18 protein-coding genes are annotated in these 17,823 nt (G+C 56.4%); 4 read left to right on the top strand and 14 right to left on the bottom strand.

Annotated features, from left to right (window positions below; genetic code table 11):
- Window positions 1–15: 15 nt before the first annotated feature.
- Both rpmF and yceD read right to left on the bottom strand, forming a co-directional pair.
- The gene (gene rpmF / locus FA91_RS07315) at window positions 16–186 is read right to left on the bottom strand and encodes a 50S ribosomal protein L32 (RefSeq protein WP_016192161.1); all 171 of its coding nucleotides are present in this window, start codon (window positions 184–186) and stop codon (window positions 16–18) included.
- A 14-nt stretch (window positions 187–200) separates the two neighbouring features.
- A complete protein-coding gene (gene yceD / locus FA91_RS07310; RefSeq protein ID WP_034914079.1) occupies window positions 201–722 on the bottom strand; it encodes a 23S rRNA accumulation protein YceD in 522 nt (173 codons plus the stop codon).
- Between the two features lie 143 nt (window positions 723–865).
- On the opposite strand from yceD, the gene FA91_RS07305 reads away from it, so the two are divergent.
- Entirely contained in the window at window positions 866–1,456 is a 591-nt protein-coding gene (locus FA91_RS07305) for a nucleoside triphosphate pyrophosphatase (protein ID WP_034914076.1), read from the top strand.
- Between the two features lie 13 nt (window positions 1,457–1,469).
- On the opposite strand, the gene rluC is transcribed toward FA91_RS07305, so the two are convergent.
- Window positions 1,470–2,429: a 23S rRNA pseudouridine(955/2504/2580) synthase RluC gene (rluC, locus tag FA91_RS07300; RefSeq protein WP_034919073.1), complete on the bottom strand. Its 960-nt coding sequence runs from the start codon at window positions 2,427–2,429 to the stop codon at window positions 1,470–1,472.
- Window positions 2,430–3,078: 649 nt separating this feature from the next.
- Between rluC and rne the strand changes: the two genes are divergently transcribed.
- Window positions 3,079–6,489 carry a ribonuclease E gene (rne, locus tag FA91_RS07295; protein WP_034914075.1) on the top strand — a complete coding sequence of 1,137 codons (3,411 nt, stop codon included), beginning with the start codon at window positions 3,079–3,081 and terminating at the stop codon, window positions 6,487–6,489.
- A 180-nt stretch (window positions 6,490–6,669) separates the two neighbouring features.
- Here the strand turns inward: rne and flgL are convergent, their stop codons facing one another.
- The 11 genes from flgL to flgB all read right to left on the bottom strand — a co-directional run bounded on the left by flgL (window position 6,670) and on the right by flgB (window position 16,598).
- Window positions 6,670–7,635, bottom strand: a complete 966-nt coding sequence (gene flgL / locus FA91_RS07290) for a flagellar hook-associated protein FlgL (RefSeq protein WP_034914072.1) — start codon at window positions 7,633–7,635, stop codon at window positions 6,670–6,672.
- Window positions 7,636–7,656: 21 nt separating this feature from the next.
- Window positions 7,657–9,309: a flagellar hook-associated protein FlgK gene (gene flgK, locus FA91_RS07285; protein ID WP_034914070.1), complete on the bottom strand. Its 1,653-nt coding sequence runs from the start codon at window positions 9,307–9,309 to the stop codon at window positions 7,657–7,659.
- 119 nt (window positions 9,310–9,428) lie between these two features.
- Window positions 9,429–10,367, bottom strand: a complete 939-nt coding sequence (flgJ, locus tag FA91_RS07280) for a flagellar assembly peptidoglycan hydrolase FlgJ (RefSeq protein WP_034914068.1) — start codon at window positions 10,365–10,367, stop codon at window positions 9,429–9,431.
- On the bottom strand, window positions 10,367–11,473 hold the full coding sequence (locus FA91_RS07275) for a flagellar basal body P-ring protein FlgI (protein WP_034914067.1): 1,107 nt from the start codon (window positions 11,471–11,473) through the stop codon (window positions 10,367–10,369). The genes flgJ and FA91_RS07275 overlap by 1 nt, the downstream gene beginning before the upstream one ends.
- Before the next feature lie 9 nt (window positions 11,474–11,482).
- A complete protein-coding gene (locus FA91_RS07270) occupies window positions 11,483–12,184 on the bottom strand; it encodes a flagellar basal body L-ring protein FlgH (RefSeq protein WP_034914064.1) in 702 nt (233 codons plus the stop codon).
- 76 nt (window positions 12,185–12,260) lie between these two features.
- Window positions 12,261–13,043 carry a flagellar basal-body rod protein FlgG gene (flgG, locus tag FA91_RS07265; protein ID WP_034914063.1) on the bottom strand — a complete coding sequence of 261 codons (783 nt, stop codon included), beginning with the start codon at window positions 13,041–13,043 and terminating at the stop codon, window positions 12,261–12,263.
- A 17-nt stretch (window positions 13,044–13,060) separates the two neighbouring features.
- Window positions 13,061–13,816 (bottom strand): flagellar basal body rod protein FlgF, encoded by a 756-nt coding sequence (locus FA91_RS07260; RefSeq protein WP_034914061.1) that lies wholly within the window; start codon window positions 13,814–13,816, stop codon window positions 13,061–13,063.
- A gap of 21 nt (window positions 13,817–13,837) precedes the next feature.
- Complete coding sequence (gene flgE / locus FA91_RS07255) at window positions 13,838–15,064, bottom strand: flagellar hook protein FlgE (protein WP_034914060.1); 1,227 nt, start codon at window positions 15,062–15,064, stop codon at window positions 13,838–13,840.
- A 29-nt stretch (window positions 15,065–15,093) separates the two neighbouring features.
- Window positions 15,094–15,765, bottom strand: a complete 672-nt coding sequence (flgD, locus tag FA91_RS07250) for a flagellar hook assembly protein FlgD (RefSeq protein WP_034914059.1) — start codon at window positions 15,763–15,765, stop codon at window positions 15,094–15,096.
- An 11-nt stretch (window positions 15,766–15,776) separates the two neighbouring features.
- Complete coding sequence (flgC, locus tag FA91_RS07245) at window positions 15,777–16,181, bottom strand: flagellar basal body rod protein FlgC (protein WP_034914058.1); 405 nt, start codon at window positions 16,179–16,181, stop codon at window positions 15,777–15,779.
- A gap of 3 nt (window positions 16,182–16,184) precedes the next feature.
- A complete protein-coding gene (flgB, locus tag FA91_RS07240) occupies window positions 16,185–16,598 on the bottom strand; it encodes a flagellar basal body rod protein FlgB (protein WP_034914056.1) in 414 nt (137 codons plus the stop codon).
- A 156-nt stretch (window positions 16,599–16,754) separates the two neighbouring features.
- On the opposite strand from flgB, the gene flgA reads away from it, so the two are divergent.
- Together flgA and flgM are read left to right on the top strand one after the other, a co-directional pair.
- Window positions 16,755–17,423, top strand: a complete 669-nt coding sequence (gene flgA, locus FA91_RS07235) for a flagellar basal body P-ring formation chaperone FlgA (RefSeq protein ID WP_034919070.1) — start codon at window positions 16,755–16,757, stop codon at window positions 17,421–17,423.
- 101 nt (window positions 17,424–17,524) lie between these two features.
- Entirely contained in the window at window positions 17,525–17,821 is a 297-nt protein-coding gene (gene flgM / locus FA91_RS07230; protein ID WP_034914054.1) for a flagellar biosynthesis anti-sigma factor FlgM, read from the top strand.
- Window positions 17,822–17,823 lie beyond the last annotated feature (2 nt).

Here is a 17,823-nt window from a genome sequence, read left to right as displayed (position 1 = left end):
GCTGTTCCGCAGGAATTACTTAGTGATGACCTTGCGACCGCGGTAGTAACCATCCGCAGTGATGTGGTGACGCAGATGCGTTTCGCCAGAAACTTTATCTACGGAAAGAGTGGTGGTGGTCAGCGCATCGTGAGAGCGACGCATGCCACGTTTAGAACGGGTTGGTTTATTCTGTTGTACGGCCATGGACCTTACTCCTATTACTTATGCTTTAAACTGGCTAATACGGCAAATGGGTTTGGTTTTTCCGCCTCAGGCGGCAATTTGCCAAAGACCATGTCCGCCTCGGACACTTCACAGTGTTCAGAATCATGCACCGGAACTACAGGCAGAGCGAGGATAATTTCATCTTCAACCACCGCCAGCAGATCGATTTCACCGAATTCGTTAACGTCGACCGGCTCGTAGGCTTCCGGTAGCGCTTCTGCCTGGTCGTCACTGGCGACCGGACTGAAGCAATACTTCACCTGGACATGATGCGGGAAATCTTTGCCGCAGCGCTGACAATTAAGCGTCACGGAAACCGCCGCAGTACCGTTCAGTACTGCTAAACGCTGGTTGTCAATGGCGAACGACATCGAACACTCAACATCACTGTCCACACTCACGACCGATTCGGCAACGCGTTCCACCTGTTCAGGCAGATAAACGCCCTGATAGTCCAGGCGTTTCTGCGCGGTGCGAAACGGATCGAGAGTTAAGGGTAATTTTACCTTTTGCATAGGGCGCGCATATTAACTTTGTAACGACATGGAGTCAAAGAAAAAGGCCGGAAAACGGCATCTTTCACCCATTATTCGCATTCGATGCGGCGCACAGTTTAAAATGCACGTTATTAATTCGCCATCACTATTTGGAAAAATTTATGTCCCGACTGGTACTGGCTTCCACCTCGCTCTTCCGCAAGATGCTGCTGGAGAAACTGGGTATGCCTTTTGTGACCGCATCACCCGAGGTTGATGAGTCCGCCAGGACGCACGAGAGCGCAGAGGCGCTGGTCAGGCGCCTGGCGACAGCGAAAGCAGCTGCGCTGCGCGACCGTTTCCCGGATCATCTGATTATTGGTTCTGACCAGGTATGCGTGCTCAACGGTAATATTACCGGCAAACCTTATAATGAAGAGAACGCACGGGCGCAACTGCGCGCTGCCAGCGGCAGCAGCGTTATCTTTTATACCGGTCTGGCGCTGTTGGACAGCCGTACGCAGCAGCTAAGCGTGACCTGTGAGCCTTTCCAGGTGGATTTTCGCCCTCTCACCGAACAGGAGATTGCCCGCTACGTTGCGATAGAACAGCCGTTCGGCTGCGCGGGCAGTTTCAAAAGCGAAGGATTGGGCATTATGCTTTTTGAACGCCTGACAGGCCGCGATCCTAATGCGCTGGTGGGCCTGCCCCTTATCGCTCTGGGTGAGATGCTGCGTGAAAGGGAGGTTAATCCGCTTGTGTATGGCGTTTAGCTCCCCTTAACGTTCAACCTGCCTGAGCGTTGCGCAAGGCTTCCAGACAACGCTTCAGTCCGGCATCCAGCGGTGCTTCAACGCGCATGACTTCGCCGCTGCCGGGATGGGTAAAGGTCAACGCCGCCGCATGCAGGAAGAGTCTTTTCAGGCCGGTCGCCGCCAGCTGCGCGTCAAAATCGCGCTCGCCGTAACGATCGTCATAAGCAATAGGATGTCCGGCATGCAGAGTATGCACGCGAATCTGGTGCGTGCGGCCGGTCACCGGGCTGGCCTTGACCAGCGTGGCGAACGCATAACGCTCTTCGACTTTGAAGCGCGTCTCGGAAGGCTTGCCTTCGCTGCTCACCCGCACCACCCGCTCGCCGCTTTGCAGCGTGTTTTTCAGCAGCGGCGCCTGAACGCTTTTCACATGCGAAGGCCACTGCCCGCGCACCAGCGCCAGATAATCCTTTTGCATGCCCTTTTCGCGCAGCTGTTCATGCAGCGAGCGCAGCGCCGAACGCTTTTTTGCGACCAGCAAAATGCCGGACGTATCGCGATCGAGACGATGCACCAGCTCAAGGAAGCGCGCCTCCGGTCGTAACGCCCGCAGTCCTTCAATGACGCCAAAGCTCAGCCCGCTTCCGCCGTGAACCGCGGTGCCGGAGGGTTTATTCATCACCAGCAGATAGTCATCTTCATAGAGAATGGCTGCGGACAGCGCGGCGACTTTGTCCAGCTTCGGCGAGACGGCGGCGTCTTCCCGTTCGGCGACGCGAACGGGCGGAATGCGTACTTCATCACCGGCCTGTAGCTTATATTCCGGCTTGATACGCCCTTTATTTACGCGCACTTCGCCTTTGCGCAAAATACGGTAAATCATGCTCTTGGGCACGCCTTTAAGCTGCGTGCGTAAAAAATTATCGATGCGTTGCCCGGCCTCATCGGCTGTGACGGTAACGGTGCGTACGGCTGGAGTCATGGTTTTCATGGTCGGCGATTCTAAATAGGGCGCTATCATAGCGCCACTTCTTTTTATGTGCTTAACTGATTATCGATGGCGCTTTCATGCTTTTTTGTGTCCGATATTCAGGCAGTTTGGTTGCAGATAACGCAGGTTATGCCGAAAGCTGGAATAAAGTTCACAGAGCAGGAAAAGTCACCTTGCTATCACAAGCTTAGCAATGGAATAATGCGAATGTTCTACGTATATAACGTGTGAAGCATGAAATACGTTCTGTACAGGAGAAAGCCTCTTCAGGTGATGGACGAAAACAGTCCACGCCATATGGCTTTTGTAAGGCAGAATGAAAAGTAATACACGATTTTGCCGGATAGCTCATACACGCAGCAATGGCGTAAGACGTATTGTGCAATCAGGCATTTAGCGGGCTGCGGGTTGCGGCCTGGACGATAAGACGGGATTGGTTCACTCTGGTTACTGACTGACGGTTCCCCTTTTTAAAAGCGTTGTTTGGCCTAATGTAAAACAAGCTGCCGAGATTTTGCGCCCCTTCTGCAACTGACAACCGTGAGGTTGACGGCGTTGCGATAAGACACGGGGTCATCGGTCGATCGCGTCCAGCGTTACTATTGCCCGTAGCTTTGTCACTAATGAAAAAATTAATGAGTAAGTTACGATGAAAAGAATGTTAATCAACGCAACTCAACAGGAAGAGTTGCGTGTTGCCCTTGTGGATGGACAGCGTCTGTACGACCTGGACATCGAAAGCCCCGGGCACGAGCAGAAAAAAGCGAATATTTATAAAGGCAAGATTACCCGTATTGAACCCAGCCTCGAAGCCGCATTTGTTGACTATGGCGCCGAAAGGCACGGTTTCCTCCCTCTGAAAGAGATCTCCCGCGAATACTTTCCCGCCAATTACGCTTCTCATGGCCGTCCGAACATTAAAGACGTGCTGCGTGAAGGACAGGAAGTTATTGTCCAGATCGATAAAGAAGAGCGTGGCAGCAAAGGCGCAGCGTTAACCACCTTTATCAGCCTTGCCGGCAGCTATCTGGTGTTGATGCCGAACAACCCGCGCGCGGGCGGTATTTCGCGTCGTATCGAAGGCGACGATCGCACCGAACTTAAAGAAGCGCTCTCTGCGCTTGAACTGCCGGATGGCATGGGCCTGATCGTCCGCACCGCTGGCGTCGGTAAATCGGCAGAGGCGCTTCAGTGGGATTTAAGCTTCCGCATGAAGCACTGGGAAGCCATTAAGAAAGCGGCAGAAAACCGCCCTGCTCCGTTCCTGATCCATCAGGAGAGCAACGTTATCGTCCGCGCCTTCCGTGACTATTTGCGTCAGGATATCGGCGAGATACTTATTGATAATCCAAAGGTACTGGAACTGGCGCGTCAGCATATCGCCGCGCTGGGCCGCCCCGATTTCAGCAGTAAAATCAAGCTCTACACCGGTGAAATTCCGCTGTTCAGCCATTATCAAATTGAGTCGCAAATTGAATCCGCTTTCCAGCGCGAAGTCCGTCTGCCCTCCGGTGGTTCAATTGTCATTGACAGCACCGAGGCGTTGACCGCCATCGATATCAACTCCGCCCGTGCGACGCGCGGCGGCGATATTGAAGAGACGGCATTCAATACCAACCTGGAAGCAGCCGATGAGATTGCTCGCCAGCTGCGCCTGCGCGACCTCGGCGGCCTGATCGTTATCGACTTTATCGATATGACGCCGGTACGCCACCAGCGCGCGGTTGAAAACCGTCTGCGCGAAGCGGTACGTCAGGATCGCGCCCGCATTCAGATCAGCCATATTTCACGCTTTGGCCTGCTGGAGATGTCCCGCCAGCGTCTCAGCCCTTCCCTTGGCGAATCCAGTCATCACGTCTGCCCGCGCTGTAGCGGCACCGGGACTATCCGTGATAACGAATCGCTGTCGCTTTCTATTCTGCGTTTAATCGAAGAAGAAGCGCTGAAGGAAAACACGAAAGAAGTTCACGCGATTGTCCCTGTGCAGATCGCCTCCTATCTGCTTAACGAAAAACGCGAAGCGGTAAACGCTATCGAGAAACGCCAGGGCGGCGTCCGCGCGATCGTTGTGCCGGATGACCGCATGGAGACGCCTCACTACTCCGTACTGCGCGTTCGCAGCGGCGAAGAGACGCAGACGCTGAGCTATCATCTGCCGAAACTGCATGAAGCGGAGATGGCGCTGCCGTCTGAAGAAGAGAACGCCGAGCGCAAACGCCCGGAGCAACCCGCGCTCGCGGCCTTCGTCATGCCTGACGCGCCGCCAGCACCACAGGAGCCCGCTGCTGAGGAACCTGTCGCCGTGGCGCCTGCACCACAGCAGCCTGCGCCAGCCGCCTCCGGCACAGGCCTGCTCGGACGGTTTGTGCGTGGCCTGAAAAATCTTTTCGCCAGCGAAGAGAAGCCAGCAGCGGTTGAAGAAGAAAAAACCGACGCCGACGTTACGACGCCTGCCACGTCTGCCACACCACCGCGCGGCGACCGACGCAACAACCGTCGCCAGAACAATCGTCGTGATTACAATAATGACCGCGGCGATCGTAATAACGATCGGAACGCGCGTAATACTGAGCGTAATGAGCGCGGCAGCGACCGTGGCGAACGCAGCAATGATCGTGGCGATCGAAATAACGACCGTGGCGTTCGCAACAGCAATCGCAACGACCGCATGGTGCGCGATCGTGATACCACCACGCAGGAAGGCCGCGACGACACGCGCCGCAATCGTCGCAATAACGCGCCTCAGAGCGATATTCGTGAAGAAACGCTGACGACAACTGACGAAGCACGCAGCGAACAGCAGCAGCCACGCCGCTCGCGTCGTCGTCCTGATGAAAAACGCGTGCCGCAGGAAGAGAAAATTCCTGATGCCGTGATTGAACAGGATATCGCAGAAAACGCCGACGAAGTCGTGCAGGTGATGCCGCGCCGCAAGCCGCGCCAGCTTAATCAAAAAGTTCGCATTGAAACGGCTGAACAGACCGCCGCACGGCGTTTCGAGCCGGAAGCGGTGCCGGAGCAGCCGGTGCAGGATGTCGCGCCTGTCGCGGAAGCTGAAGAGACGGAAGAGCGCGATACCAACAGTATGCCGCGCCGTTCACGCCGTTCGCCGCGCCATCTGCGCGTAAGCGGACAGCGCCGTCGTCGCTATCGCGATGAACGCTACCCAAATCAGTCACCTATGCCGTTAACCTTTGCGGCAGCCTCGCCAGAGATGGCCTCCGGCAAAGTTTGGGTCTCTTATCCGGTGGCGCAAATTACCGATGAGCACGCGGAGCCTGAAGAGTCCGTCGTGCCGGATTACGGCCATCACGAAACAGCAGCGGCCATTGCCGTCGCTGCTGATACGCTGCCGGAAACGGCGCAGGATGAAGCTCAGCCGGTACAGATTGCTGAGCCGCAGACTGAAACGGAGACGACGCCGGTTATCGCCGACGATGTTTCCGCCATTGAGGCGCCGGTCAACGAAGAGCCTGCGGTAGTTTCCGCCGCTGACGAAGCCATTGCCGACGTCGTCGCCAGCGAGGCCGTACCTGCTGAAGAAGTAGCAGCTGATGAACCGGCGGCCATGGATGATGCAAATCCCGACGTTGCCCCAACGGAAGAACCCAGGCAGGCCGTTGAAGCCTTTGTTGAAGCCGTTGAGGAGATCGTCGAGGAAGCCCGTCAGGTTGAAGAGCAGCGTATTGCCGATAAGGTAAACCAGCAGGCGACCTTCAGTGCGGCAGACGTCAGCGATGAAACCGCCAGCCAGGTTGAAGAAGTACTGAACGCGCCTGAAGCCGCCGAAGCGCCGGTGACTACCACCGAGCCTCATGCGCCAGTACCGGCCCGTGATGTACCGGTAACGGAAGTTGCGGAGGCGAAATCGACTGAAAGCCGCTGGAAACATCACGCTACGGCGCCGATGACTAAAGCGCCAGCTCCAGCGTATCAGCCTGAGCCTGCACGTCACAGCGACTGGGTGCGCCCTGCTTTCAACTTTGAAGGCAAAGGCTCGGCCGGTGGGCACGCTGCGACTCATCAGGCAACGGCACCGGCCACGCGCCCCGGCGAGTAAGCCACGCTGTTCCGACAAGCCCCGATTGCTATCGGGGCTTTTTTATTGCCCGCTATACGGCACTATCAGCATCGCAGGTGAGTATATTCAGGGCAAAAAAAACCCGCTATCAGCAGGTAATGCTGAGAGCGGGAGAAACTGAACGCACCCGGTTTAAGCGCGTTCAAATTTTAAAATTATTTACGCATTCAGTTTGAACAAGGACATGCTGGACATATCCGTAAAGACTTTGTATGACGCCTGTAGGGCCGCCTGTTGCATCGTATAGGTGGAAATAGCGCTGGTATAGTCGACATCAACCAGCCCGCTCATCTGCGACGCCTGATTTAATGCCGTGTCATCGCCTTTGGAATCAAGCTTATCCAGTTCGTCTAACTGCGTACCCAGCTCAGAGCGCACCTTCAGAACATTGTTATAGGAATTGCTAAGCCCACGGTTAGTTTTATCCAACGCTGCTGAAGCTTGTGCTTTCGTCGCGTCATCAGCATCCTGAACAGGTGTTTTGAGCGCGGCAATGGCGGTATCAAGCGTGTTGAAAATGTTTGTTTCGCTGGCGCTACCATCCGGCTCTGGCTTGGCATTGCTGGTCAGCGTCATAAAGATATCACTGCCCGTATGGCTGGTAACCATTGTACGGCTGGCGTCCACTTTTTGCGTAATCGCGGTATCGCCGCCGTTATAAACCACTGCACCACTGGCATCTTCAGTAAACGGCGCGCTGTCGCTTTTATAACCTGCGAAGATGTAGCGTCCGTTACCATCCGTTGAGTTGGCAAGGTTCAGGAGCTGAGCACGGATCCCTTCTAACTGCGTAGCATAGGAAGCGCGGTCATCGTCTGAAAGCGTGCCGCTGCCTGCGGCAACCAGGGTACTTTGCGCTGAAGAGATGGCGCTGGTTACCTGCTGGAGCGTAGTCTCTTCCTGCGAAATGCTGTTAGTGGCAAAAGTGCGCGCTGTTTTAAACTGGCTGGTCTGCGACTGAGCCTGGCCCAGCACAACCGCCTGCGCGGCTGCGACCGGATCGTCTGAAGGATTAACAACGCGCTTGCCTGACGATAATTGTTCACCAGCCTTCAACCAGCTCGCCTGGGAGTTGGTCACGCCGCGCATCTGCTGTTCGTACATCATGGTAGTGCTGAGACGCATGACAGGTTCCTTATTCAGTTATCAGCGCACCGCGCTGAGAAGAGCATCAAATATACTGCTGGCGGTTTGAAGCACCTGCGCGTTTGCCATGTAGTACTGCTGATAGCGCGTCAGATTGCCATATTCTTCATCCAGGTTTACGCCGGAAATCGACTGCTGCTGGTTGCTTAACTGCGTTACCACGTTAGTTTGCGTGGCGCTGGTGGTTTTCAAACTGCTGGTTTTGTTACCCACGTCTGCCACCATGCTCGCATAGGCCTGCGTCAGCGTGCTGCCGCCGGAAACCACTTTTTTAGTCTGCAAATCCAGCAGCGACTGCGCATTCTGGTTATTGCTTACTCCATCATCGGCACTGGCCGCCGCAACTTTAGACTCGTCGGTGATATTCACATCCATATTAACCACAACGTCAGAGACCGGTTTGACCAGAAAACTGTCACGCGCCGTCGGCGTGCCGGCGACGCTCAACTGAAGCCCATCGAAACTCAACGTGGCGTTGCCGCTGGCATCAGTACCTTTAGTCGGCGTTATAGCAGCGTTGTCAGAGAGGCGCGTCACGCTCCAGTTGGTGCCGTCATAGTCCACTTTATAGTTTGAGGCTTCTACCTTGCTGGTGTCCGTCCATGCTGCACTGACGGTAGCGGTACCGGCATTTTTGGTATTGGCGGTGACCGACGGGCTGCCCAACGCGAAAAAGGCTTCGCCAGCATTGCCATCGGCATCAAAGCCCGCCTCATGCTGCTTGTTAAAACTGTCGCCGAGCGCCATCGCCATTTGACCAAGCTGGTTACGGGCAGAATCAAGATCTTTACGGAAAGCCAGCAAGCCGCCCAGCGAACCGGTGGTGATGAGCTTCTCCGGGATCTCGGTTTTGGCGCCGGTCGCTGAATCCACGCTGGCGATAGTGGTACGCGTTGGATCGCTTGAAGACGGTACGGCGGCAAGCTTGTTTACCGCGTCACCCTGCACCAGCGAAATGCCGTTACCAATGCTGATATTGTAACTTCCCCCGTCCTGCTGACTGACGGTAACGCCCACCAGCGTATTCAGCTGATTCACCAACTGATCGCGCTGATCGAGCAGGTCATTCGGCGCATTGCCGCCGCCTGCGCCCTGAAGCTTCACGATCTGCTGATTGACGTTAGCAATCTGTGTTGCATAGCTGTTGATCTGATCAACACTGGAACTGACCGAGGTGTTGAGGTTGCTGTCAAGGTTGCGCAGATAGGTATCTGTCACCTGAAACTGGTTAACCAACCCATCGGCTTTGCCCAGCACCGTCTGGCGGGCGGAAGGATCGGAGGCGTTACTCACCAATGTCTGGAGCGACGAGAAAAAGTCCTGAATATTGGTTGATAACGTGTTGGTGGTGCCGGAGAGCATATTATCAATGCTGGAAATCTGACTGTATTGCGTAGACAGCGCGCTGGACTGCGTGCTGGCGCTGCGTAACTGATTAGTGATAAACGCATCGTATTCACGATTAACGCCCGAGACCGAGACACCATTACCCACGTAGCTGCCGCCGGCCAGAGTGCTGTTTGCCTGGTTAAGGATAGTGGTCTGGCGCGAATAACCGGCAACGCTGTAGTTACTGATGTTGTTGCTGGTGGTATTCAACGCGGCCTGGGCAGCGCTTAACCCGGACATCGCGGTGTTAATTAAGTTAGCCATCTCGGTTCCTTGTTACCCAGGCCGCGGCGCGGGTCGATATCAATAGGGTGCCGGTTCGTTTTGACGAAGCCCCGGCCTCTGCTATTTATCGGCTTACGTCCGATAAACTTGAGCCAAAATCAGAACAAATCGCCAATATCCTGGGTGTAGGCTTTCACCACTTTTTCACCCATATTTTTAAATTGCTGGATCATGCCAACTAACTTCTGCGCGTATTTCGGATCGGTCGCGTAGCCCGCGTCCTGAAGGGCTTTCGCGCCCTGCTCCGCGCTGGCTGCGGTGGTCACGGCCGAATAGCGCGGGTTATTGCCGATCAGCTTGACGTAGTCATTCAGCGCATCGAAATAGGAGTCGTAAACGCGGAATTTCGCTTTAACTTTCTTCGCCACGCCGCCTTCGTATTCGGTCGTGGTGATCTCGGTGGTTTTACCCTGCCAGCTGCCGCTCGCCTTGATGCCGAAAACGTTGTAGCTGGGTCTGCCGTCCGCCGTCATGATTTGCCGCTGCCCCCATCCTGATTCCAGCGCTGCCTGAGCGAGGATCAGATGATGAGGAATGCCGCTCTCCGCACTCGCCGCCTTTGCGGGCTGCGCAAGCTGTGCGATGAAATCGCTGCTGCTGCCGCTGAGCGGATTGTCAGAGGACGGCAGGCGCGGCACCGCGCGACGCACAATCTGCTCCATTGCCAGCGGCGGCAGCGTATTGATGAAGTTTTTGTCCAGCATCATCGGCACGGTGCCGGCGCTCTCATCAGGCGGCTGCGCCTGCTCCATCTGTTTAACCATCATGTCGGCAAGGCCCAGCCCTTTGGAGGCAATCTGCTGGCCGATCTGCTGGTCGTACATCGACGTATACAGGCGCGTCTGTTCGGTGCTGAGCATGCCATCCTGCGGCAGCGCCTGACGCATGCTTTTCAACATCATCTGCACGAACATCCCTTCCACCTGTTTCGCAACCTCTTTAGCGTGAGCTTTGGGATCGCCGCTAACCTGGCGCTTAAGGTCGTTCAGTGAGCGGCTGTCGTACGCCGCGCCAGAAAGAGAGGGAGTTTCGCTCATCAGATAATTTCCAGTTTTGCATGCAGGCAGCCTGCGCTCTGCATGGATTGCAGGATGGACATCAGATCGATCGGCGTGGCGCCCAGCGCGTTCAGCGCACGAACAACGCTGTTCAGGTTGGCGCTGGCGTTGACGCTTTGCAGCGCGCCGCCGCTCTGACGAAGATCGATCTGAGTCTGTGGCGTCACGACGGTCTGACCACCGCCAAATGGCGTGTTCGGCTGGCTGACGTTCTGCTGTTGGTTCACCGTGACCGAAAGGTTGCCCTGCGCGATAGCACAGCTGCTGAGCATCACTTCGCGGTTCATCACCACCGAACCCGTGCGTGAGTTAATTATCACTTTCGCGTCCTGAATCGGCACGGAAACATCGATATTCTGGATGTCGGCCAGCAGGCGAACCTGCGAACTGCTGTTGGCGGAAACCTGTACCTGCACAGTGCGGCCATCCAGCGCCTGAGCAGCACCGTAGCCGCCACGCGCGTTGATCGCGTCGGAGATACGCTGCGCCATACTGAAATCTTCTTGATTGAGGAACAGATTAATGACGTTGCTGGTGCCGAAGCTGTTGGGCAGTTCGCGCTCAATGGTGGCGCCGCCGGTGATGCGTCCACCGTTGACCTGATTGACCTGAACGCTGCTGCCGCCCGCCGACGCGCCCGCGCCGCCAACCAGAATATTACCCTGCGCCAGTGCGTAAACCTGGTTGTCCACGCCCTTCAACGGGGTCATCAGCAGCGTACCGCCGCGCAGGCTTTTGGCGTTACCCATTGAGGAAACGACGACGTCAATCACCTGCCCCTGGCGGCCAAAAGCGGGCAGCTTGCCGGTCACCATTACCGCCGCGACGTTTTTCAACTGCATATTGGTGCCGGCCGGTACGGTGATCCCCAGCTGAGAGAGCATGTTATTCAGGCTCTGGGTGGTGAACGGCGTCTGCGTGGTCTGGTCGCCCGAGCCATCCAGCCCGACCACCAGACCGTAACCGATCAGCGAGTTGTCGCGCACGCCGCCCACGGTAGTGAGGTCACGAATGCGATCCGCCTGGGCCAGCGTGGTGACGCCGGCCAGCAGAAGCAGAGCAAAATGAATGATGATCTTACGCATAACAACCTCTTAAAACGGTGACAGGTTCAGGAAGAACCGTTGCAGCCAGCCCATTGTCTGCGCTTCATTGATGTAGCCGTTGCCGACGTACTCAATGCGCGCGTCCGCCACCTGCGACGAAATCACGGTATTGCTGCCGCTGATGGTGCGCGGGTTAACCACGCCGGAGAAGCGAATGAATTCGGTTCCCTGGTTGATCTCAATCTGCTTCTCACCCACCACTTTCAGGTTGCCGTTCGGCAGTACCTGGTTGACGGTGACGGTGATGGTGCCGGTGAAGGTGTTATTCGCCGTGGCGCCGCCCTTACCGGCAAAATCAGTCTTGCCGCTGGCGTCAAGATTGGTTTTGTCTCCGCCCAGCAGGCCATTCAGCGAGCTTGGGACGGCGGTCAGACCCAGCGTGCTGCTGCCGTCGCGTCCTGCGGTAGCCGAAGAGCTTTTGCTGGCGCTGACGTTTTCCTGTAGCACGATGGTGAGCGTGTCACCGATATTACGCGGACGTCGATCCTCAAACAGCGGCTGATAGCCGTAGTTCATCGGCATCACGCCCTGAAAAACTGAGCCGTTAACCACCGGCGGCGAAGCAGGCAGCGGCTGAGCCGTTGTCGAGCCATCAACCAGCGGAGTACGTGGAACTAAAGCACAACCGTTAAGCGTCAGCAGCATTGAAGCCACCAACAAACGTCCAGGCATTGAGATTTGCTTCGCCATGGAATCACGACCTTTATCATTAAGCGTTATTTATTCAGGGCCGGGCGAACCCGGCCGCTACGGCATAGACCGCGTATTACAACTGCGTCAGCTTGGCCAGCATCTGATCGGACGTGCTGATTGCCTTGCTGTTGATCTCGTAAGCGCGCTGGGTCTGGATCATGCTGACCAGCTCCTCAGCCACGTTGACGTTGGATGTTTCGACATAGCCCTGATAAAGCAGGCCCGCGCCGTTGTTGCCCGGCGTGCTGTCGGTTGGCGCGCCGGATGACTGCGTCTCCGCGTACAGGTTTTCGCCTTTGCTCTCAAGACCCGCATCGTTAATAAAGGTGCTGAGGGTCAGTTGTCCCACCTGCACCGGCTGCGTCTGGCCCTGCTGGGTGACGCTGACCACGCCGTCACGACCGATGGTCATGCTCAGCGAGTTAGCGGGAATGGTGATCGCAGGCTGCACCGGGAAACCGGCGTTGGTCACCAGCTGGCCGTTCTGATCGGTCTGAAACGAGCCATCGCGGGTATAAGCCAACGTACCGTCAGGCATCTGTACCTGGAAGTAACCCTGACCGCTGATCGCCACGTCTTTCGACGAGTCGGTTTTGTTCAGGTTGCCCTGCGTGTGCAGGCGCTCGGTGGCGACCGGACGCGTACCCGTACCTAACTGCATACCCGACGGCAGCGTGCTCTGCTCGGACGACTGCGCGCCCGGCTGGCGGATGGTCTGGTACATCAGATCCTCAAACACCGCGCGCTGGCGTTTAAAGCCGTTGGTGCTGACGTTTGCCAGGTTGTTCGAGATGACGTCCATATTGGTCTGCTGGGCATCAAGACCGGTTTTAGCAATCCATAAAGAACGGATCATGGTAGTTTCCTCTGCGCTTAGCTCATTGACAGGAGCTGGTTAGCACGCTGTTCGTTTTCATTGACGCTGGAGATCACCTTCATCTGCATCTCGAAGCGACGTGCGTTGGCGATCATATCGACCATGGTATCGACCGGCTTGACGTTGCTGCCCTCCAGCACGCCAGGCATCACCTGAATGGTCGCATCGTTTTGCAGCACGGCGCCGCGCTGCGCCTGGGCACTCGCAGTCAGACGGAACAGGCCGTCGTCGCCGCGCGTCACTTCAGAACCCATGGCTTTCACCAGCTTCAGACGACCTAACTGCACGGTGGCATTAGGTGAATCGCCTGCGTTCAGCGCGGTAATGGAGCCATCAGCAGCAATGGTTACCTCTGCGCCCTGCGGCACGGCAATCGGCCCGCCGTCGCCCATCACCACGTTTCCCTGGATGGTGAGCTGTCCGGTTGAATCCAACTGCATGTTACCGTTGCGGGTATAGGCTTCGGTGCCGTCCGGTGCGCGTACGGCCAGCCAGCCGTTTTCACGTACCGCGACATCCAGCGGACGCTCGGTGTAATCAAGTGCGCCCTGCGTCATGTCGGCACCGGGCGTCGACGCCGTTACCAGCGTGCGCGTCGGCAGAGAAAGCCCTTCGACCGGCACGGCGCGCAGCGCGTTAAGCTGCGCGCGGAAGCCCGGCGTTGAGGCATTGGCCAGGTTGCTGGCCGTCACTGCCTGCTGATCGAGGGTCTGACTGGCAGCCCCCATGGCGGTATATATCGCGTGATCCATAAGACGATCCTGTTAGCCGTATTAGCGCAGGTTGACCAGGGTATTGAGGATCTGGTCCTGAGTTTTGATGGTCTGCGCGTTGGACTGATAGTTACGCTGCGCGACGATCATATTGACCAGCTCTTTACTCAGATCCACGTTGGATGACTCCAGCGCGCCTGCGGTCAGGGTGCCGAGGTTACCGGTGCCGGCCAGTCCAACCAGCGCCTGGCCGGAAGAGTTGGTGGCGGACCAGACGTTGTTGCCTTCAGACTTCAGGCCTTCCGGGTTAGCGAAGTTCGCCAGCGCGATCTGTCCCAGTACCTGGGTTTTCTCGTTGGAGTAGTTGCCGACCACGGTGCCGTCGTCATTGATCTGGTAGCTGGTCAGTTCGCCCGGCTTGTAACCATCCTGCGTTGGGTTACCAAAGGTGCTGGTGCCGGTGTTCTGCTGCTGGCTGTTCAGCATGGTCAGAGAGAACGTCTGCGCTGCGCTGCCGTTCAGTGAAGCCATGCTCAGCGTCTGGTCTGGGGTAGAGGTCAACTGGCCGCTGCTGTTGAACGTCATGTCGAAGTCGCCCGCGCTCTGACCGGTGCTGGAGTCAACGGCGTGCACGTTCCAGGTGGTGGTTGGATTAGCGGCATTGGTGGTATCCGACGCATTCTTCACGAAGTAAAGGTTAATCGTGTGCGCGTTGCCCAGTGAGTCATAGGTGGTCATCGACGCTTTGCTGTTGTAGCTGTCGACGTTGGCGGAATCAAACGGCGTAACGGTAGGCACGCTGTCGGTGGAGTTCAGGTTGGCTACCAGCCCGGCCGTGGTGGTGGCTTTGGCTGACATCGCCGTTGTTGGCACGCTCAGCGCAACCGGGTTAGCACCGGTTTGCACCGTTGGCGGCGTACCGGTTGCCGGGTAGCCAGTCAGTTGCAGGCCGTTTGCGTTAACGATGTTGCGGTTCTGATCCAGGGTAAACTGGCCGTTACGGCTGTAATAAACCGCGCCGCTGGTGTCCGTCATGCGGAAAAAGCCCGCCTGGCTGATTGCCACGTCCAGACCACGACTGGTCGACGTTGTCGTACCGTCGTTAAAGTCCTGCGTTACCGCAGCAACTTTTACGCCCAGGCCCACTTTAGAGTCGGCAAACATGTCAGCGAAGGAAACGGTAGCGGATTTAAAGCCCACCGTCGCAGAGTTAGCGATGTTGTTGCCGATAACGTCGAGATTGCTGGCGGCGGCGTTTAAGCCACTGACTGCCTGTGAAAATGCCATGTGTTCACTCCAGAAAAAAGGTTAATGTGTTAAATAATCTGCCGAACTTTCTCAACGGTAGTCGATCCCATCGTGCCCAGATCTAACAGGGCGCCGCTGCTATTGTTGGTCACGCCCGATACCAACGCATAGTTCAGCGGCTGCGCAACCAGCTGACCGGCTGCATTGCTGGCGCTGATTGAAACTTTGTATTTACCGTCTGCTGCCGTGGTGCCATCCAGCGTGCTACCGTCCCAGGAGAAGGTATGTACGCCCGAACTCAGGCCGCCCAGGTTAATGGTTTGCACCACTTTGCCCGATGCGTCGGTAATGGTTGCGGTAGTGGCGCTTGACGCCTGCTCCAGGCTGACGCCGAACGGCGTGGTCTGCCCGCTGCCTACCAGAACCTGACTGCCATCCACCATCACGCCATGACCGATCAGCGTTGAAGCCTGCAAGGACTGTCCGCTGCTGATCTGGCCGGAAATAGAGCCCAGCGTAGTGTTCAGTTTTTCAATCCCGCTGAGGGTATTGATCTGCGCCAGCTGGGTGGTCAACTGGTTGTTGTCCATCGGGTTAGTCGGGTCCTGGTTTTTTAACTGGGTCACCAACATCGTCAGGAAGTTACTTTGTAAATCCGCCGCCGTTTTATCAGTCGTTGAAGACGACGAGGTAATCGCCGTGTTGTCTAACGACTCATTTACGCCTACTGCAATGCCCATCCGCGTGCTCCTTATTGACCCAATGTCAGGGTTTTCATCATCAATTGCTTGACGGTATTCAACACTTCAACGTTGGCCTGATAGCTGCGCGAAGCCGACATGGTGTTAACCGTTTCGCTCACCACGTCCACGTTTGGCATCTTCACGTAACCTTTAGCGTCCGCCATCGGATTACCCGGTTCGTAAACCAGTTTGGCCGGCGTGGGATCGTCAACCACCTGCGCCACACGCACGCCGCCGGTTGGCGAGCCTGGCTGCGCGGCAGTCTGAAACACCACCTGCTTGGCCACGTAAGGCTGACCATCAGGCCCGGTCACGCTGTCGGCGTTGGCCAGGTTACTGGCGCTGACGTTAAGACGCTGCGACTGCGCATTCATCGCCGAACCGGCAATATCGAAAATACTCAGTAAAGCCATAAATTATTGCCCCTGTAGCACAGACATCATGCTCTTGATCTGACCGCTGATAACGGTCAGGTCGGTCTGGTATTTCAGGCTGTTGTCCGCGAACTGCGTACGTTCGCGATCCATATCAACCGTGTTGCCATCCATTGAAGGCTGATCCGGCACGCGGTACATCAGATCAATAGAAGGAGGTTGTGACGTTTGCGCAGGAATATGGCGCGCCGAGGTGACCGCCAGCGACATACCCGATCCCTGCGCGCGCCCCTGCTCCATCACCTTGCTCAGCTGGCTGGCGAAATCGATATCGCGCGCCTGATAGCCAGGGGTATCCGCATTGGCGATGTTAGATGCCAACACTTCCTGCCGCTGAGCCCGCAGGTTCAGCGCCTCGGTGTTAAATCGCAGTGCGGCGTCCAGTTTGTCGAGCATGTTTCCTCCACTCACAAGAATTCAGTGCTGTCAGCTTAATTGCAGAATGCAAGTGGCGATTGTCTGAATAGCGCTAAAAAACGTCGCTAATTTGCGCATTGACCTGAGAAGGGGTCAGATAGAATGGCTGCCATGATGTTAAGAGGGGATGAAAATATGCGAGGGTTCACCTTCTTGCTGCTTTGTGTGGCAGGCCTGACGTCCATGTCGGTCAGTGCGGACGATCTCAGCGGGCAGCTCAATCAATTTTTTAAAAACCGCTATGGTGAAAACGGTCTGCGTGCCGATACCCTGAACGTTGTGGTGAAGTCGCCGTCTTCACAGTGGCCAACCTGCGCCGCCCCACAGTTTTCACTGCCGGGTAACAGCCGCGTCTGGGGCATGATGAGCGTGGCGGCGAACTGCGATCAGAATCGCCGTTACATTCAGGTTGAGGTGCAGGTGACCGGCAGCTATCTCGTTGCGACCCGCCAGGTGCCGCGCGGCACGGCGCTGACCGCTGACGATGTAAAAATTCAGCAGGGGCGCTTAGATACGCTGCCTGCCCGCACGGCGCTCACCGCCGATGAAGTGACAGACGCCGTCACCCTGCGCGATATTACGCCGGGCCAGCCGGTTACGCTGATGATGGTCAGGCAGCCGTGGCGGGTGAAAGCCGGACAAAACGTCGTTGTTACCGCCAGCGGAGAGGGCTTTAATATTTCCAGCGAGGGGCGCGCCATGAATAACGCGACCGCCACGCAGCCCGTGCGGGTAAGAATGAACTCAGGGCAGATTGTCAGCGGAAAAGTCGCCCCGGATGGGAATATTCTTATATCGCTATAACCGCCTAAAGATGACCCTGTTTCTGCCGATAGTCTAGGTAACTGATACATTACACTTAGCCCATCAGGTTAATTAAGAATCTGAGCAGACAGGAGCGAAACATGAGCATCGACAGAACTCAACCGACTAAACCAGCCAGCACCGTGCAACAGCGTGAAGTTAACGAAACGGCGGCACCAAAGGTTCGTCAGGTCGAGCAGAAGCGTAGCGAGTCAGGCACGCAGGTCGTATTAAGCGGCGCACAGGCGCAGTTAACCAAATCAAGCGCGCAGGACATTAATACCGCGCGCGTTGAACAATTGAAAACCGCTATTCGTAACGGCGAACTGAAGATGGACACGGGCAAAATTGCCGATGCCCTGATTCAACAGGCAAAAGATTCTTTAGAAGGTAATTAATC

This window comes from Erwinia sp. 9145, assembly GCF_000745075.1.
In the GTDB taxonomy this organism is placed as follows: Bacteria; Pseudomonadota; Gammaproteobacteria; order Enterobacterales; family Enterobacteriaceae; genus Erwinia; species Erwinia oleae.
Note: the sequence above shows the minus strand (reverse complement) of the source record. Positions and strands in the feature narration are given on the sequence as shown.

Coding starts and splice junctions, on each gene's coding strand:
- rpmF (WP_016192161.1), bottom strand. CDS start 186: ATGGCCGTACAACAGAATAAACCAACCCGTTCTAAACGTGGCATGCGT.
- yceD (WP_034914079.1), bottom strand. CDS start 722: ATGCAAAAGGTAAAATTACCCTTAACTCTCGATCCGTTTCGCACCGCG.
- FA91_RS07305 (WP_034914076.1), top strand. CDS start 866: ATGTCCCGACTGGTACTGGCTTCCACCTCGCTCTTCCGCAAGATGCTG.
- rluC (WP_034919073.1), bottom strand. CDS start 2,429: ATGAAAACCATGACTCCAGCCGTACGCACCGTTACCGTCACAGCCGAT.
- rne (WP_034914075.1), top strand. CDS start 3,079: ATGAAAAGAATGTTAATCAACGCAACTCAACAGGAAGAGTTGCGTGTT.
- flgL (WP_034914072.1), bottom strand. CDS start 7,635: ATGCGTCTCAGCACTACCATGATGTACGAACAGCAGATGCGCGGCGTG.
- flgK (WP_034914070.1), bottom strand. CDS start 9,309: ATGGCTAACTTAATTAACACCGCGATGTCCGGGTTAAGCGCTGCCCAG.
- flgJ (WP_034914068.1), bottom strand. CDS start 10,367: ATGAGCGAAACTCCCTCTCTTTCTGGCGCGGCGTACGACAGCCGCTCA.
- FA91_RS07275 (WP_034914067.1), bottom strand. CDS start 11,473: ATGCGTAAGATCATCATTCATTTTGCTCTGCTTCTGCTGGCCGGCGTC.
- FA91_RS07270 (WP_034914064.1), bottom strand. CDS start 12,184: ATGGCGAAGCAAATCTCAATGCCTGGACGTTTGTTGGTGGCTTCAATG.
- flgG (WP_034914063.1), bottom strand. CDS start 13,043: ATGATCCGTTCTTTATGGATTGCTAAAACCGGTCTTGATGCCCAGCAG.
- FA91_RS07260 (WP_034914061.1), bottom strand. CDS start 13,816: ATGGATCACGCGATATATACCGCCATGGGGGCTGCCAGTCAGACCCTC.
- flgE (WP_034914060.1), bottom strand. CDS start 15,064: ATGGCATTTTCACAGGCAGTCAGTGGCTTAAACGCCGCCGCCAGCAAT.
- flgD (WP_034914059.1), bottom strand. CDS start 15,765: ATGGGCATTGCAGTAGGCGTAAATGAGTCGTTAGACAACACGGCGATT.
- flgC (WP_034914058.1), bottom strand. CDS start 16,181: ATGGCTTTACTGAGTATTTTCGATATTGCCGGTTCGGCGATGAATGCG.
- flgB (WP_034914056.1), bottom strand. CDS start 16,598: ATGCTCGACAAACTGGACGCCGCACTGCGATTTAACACCGAGGCGCTG.
- flgA (WP_034919070.1), top strand. CDS start 16,755: ATGCGAGGGTTCACCTTCTTGCTGCTTTGTGTGGCAGGCCTGACGTCC.
- flgM (WP_034914054.1), top strand. CDS start 17,525: ATGAGCATCGACAGAACTCAACCGACTAAACCAGCCAGCACCGTGCAA.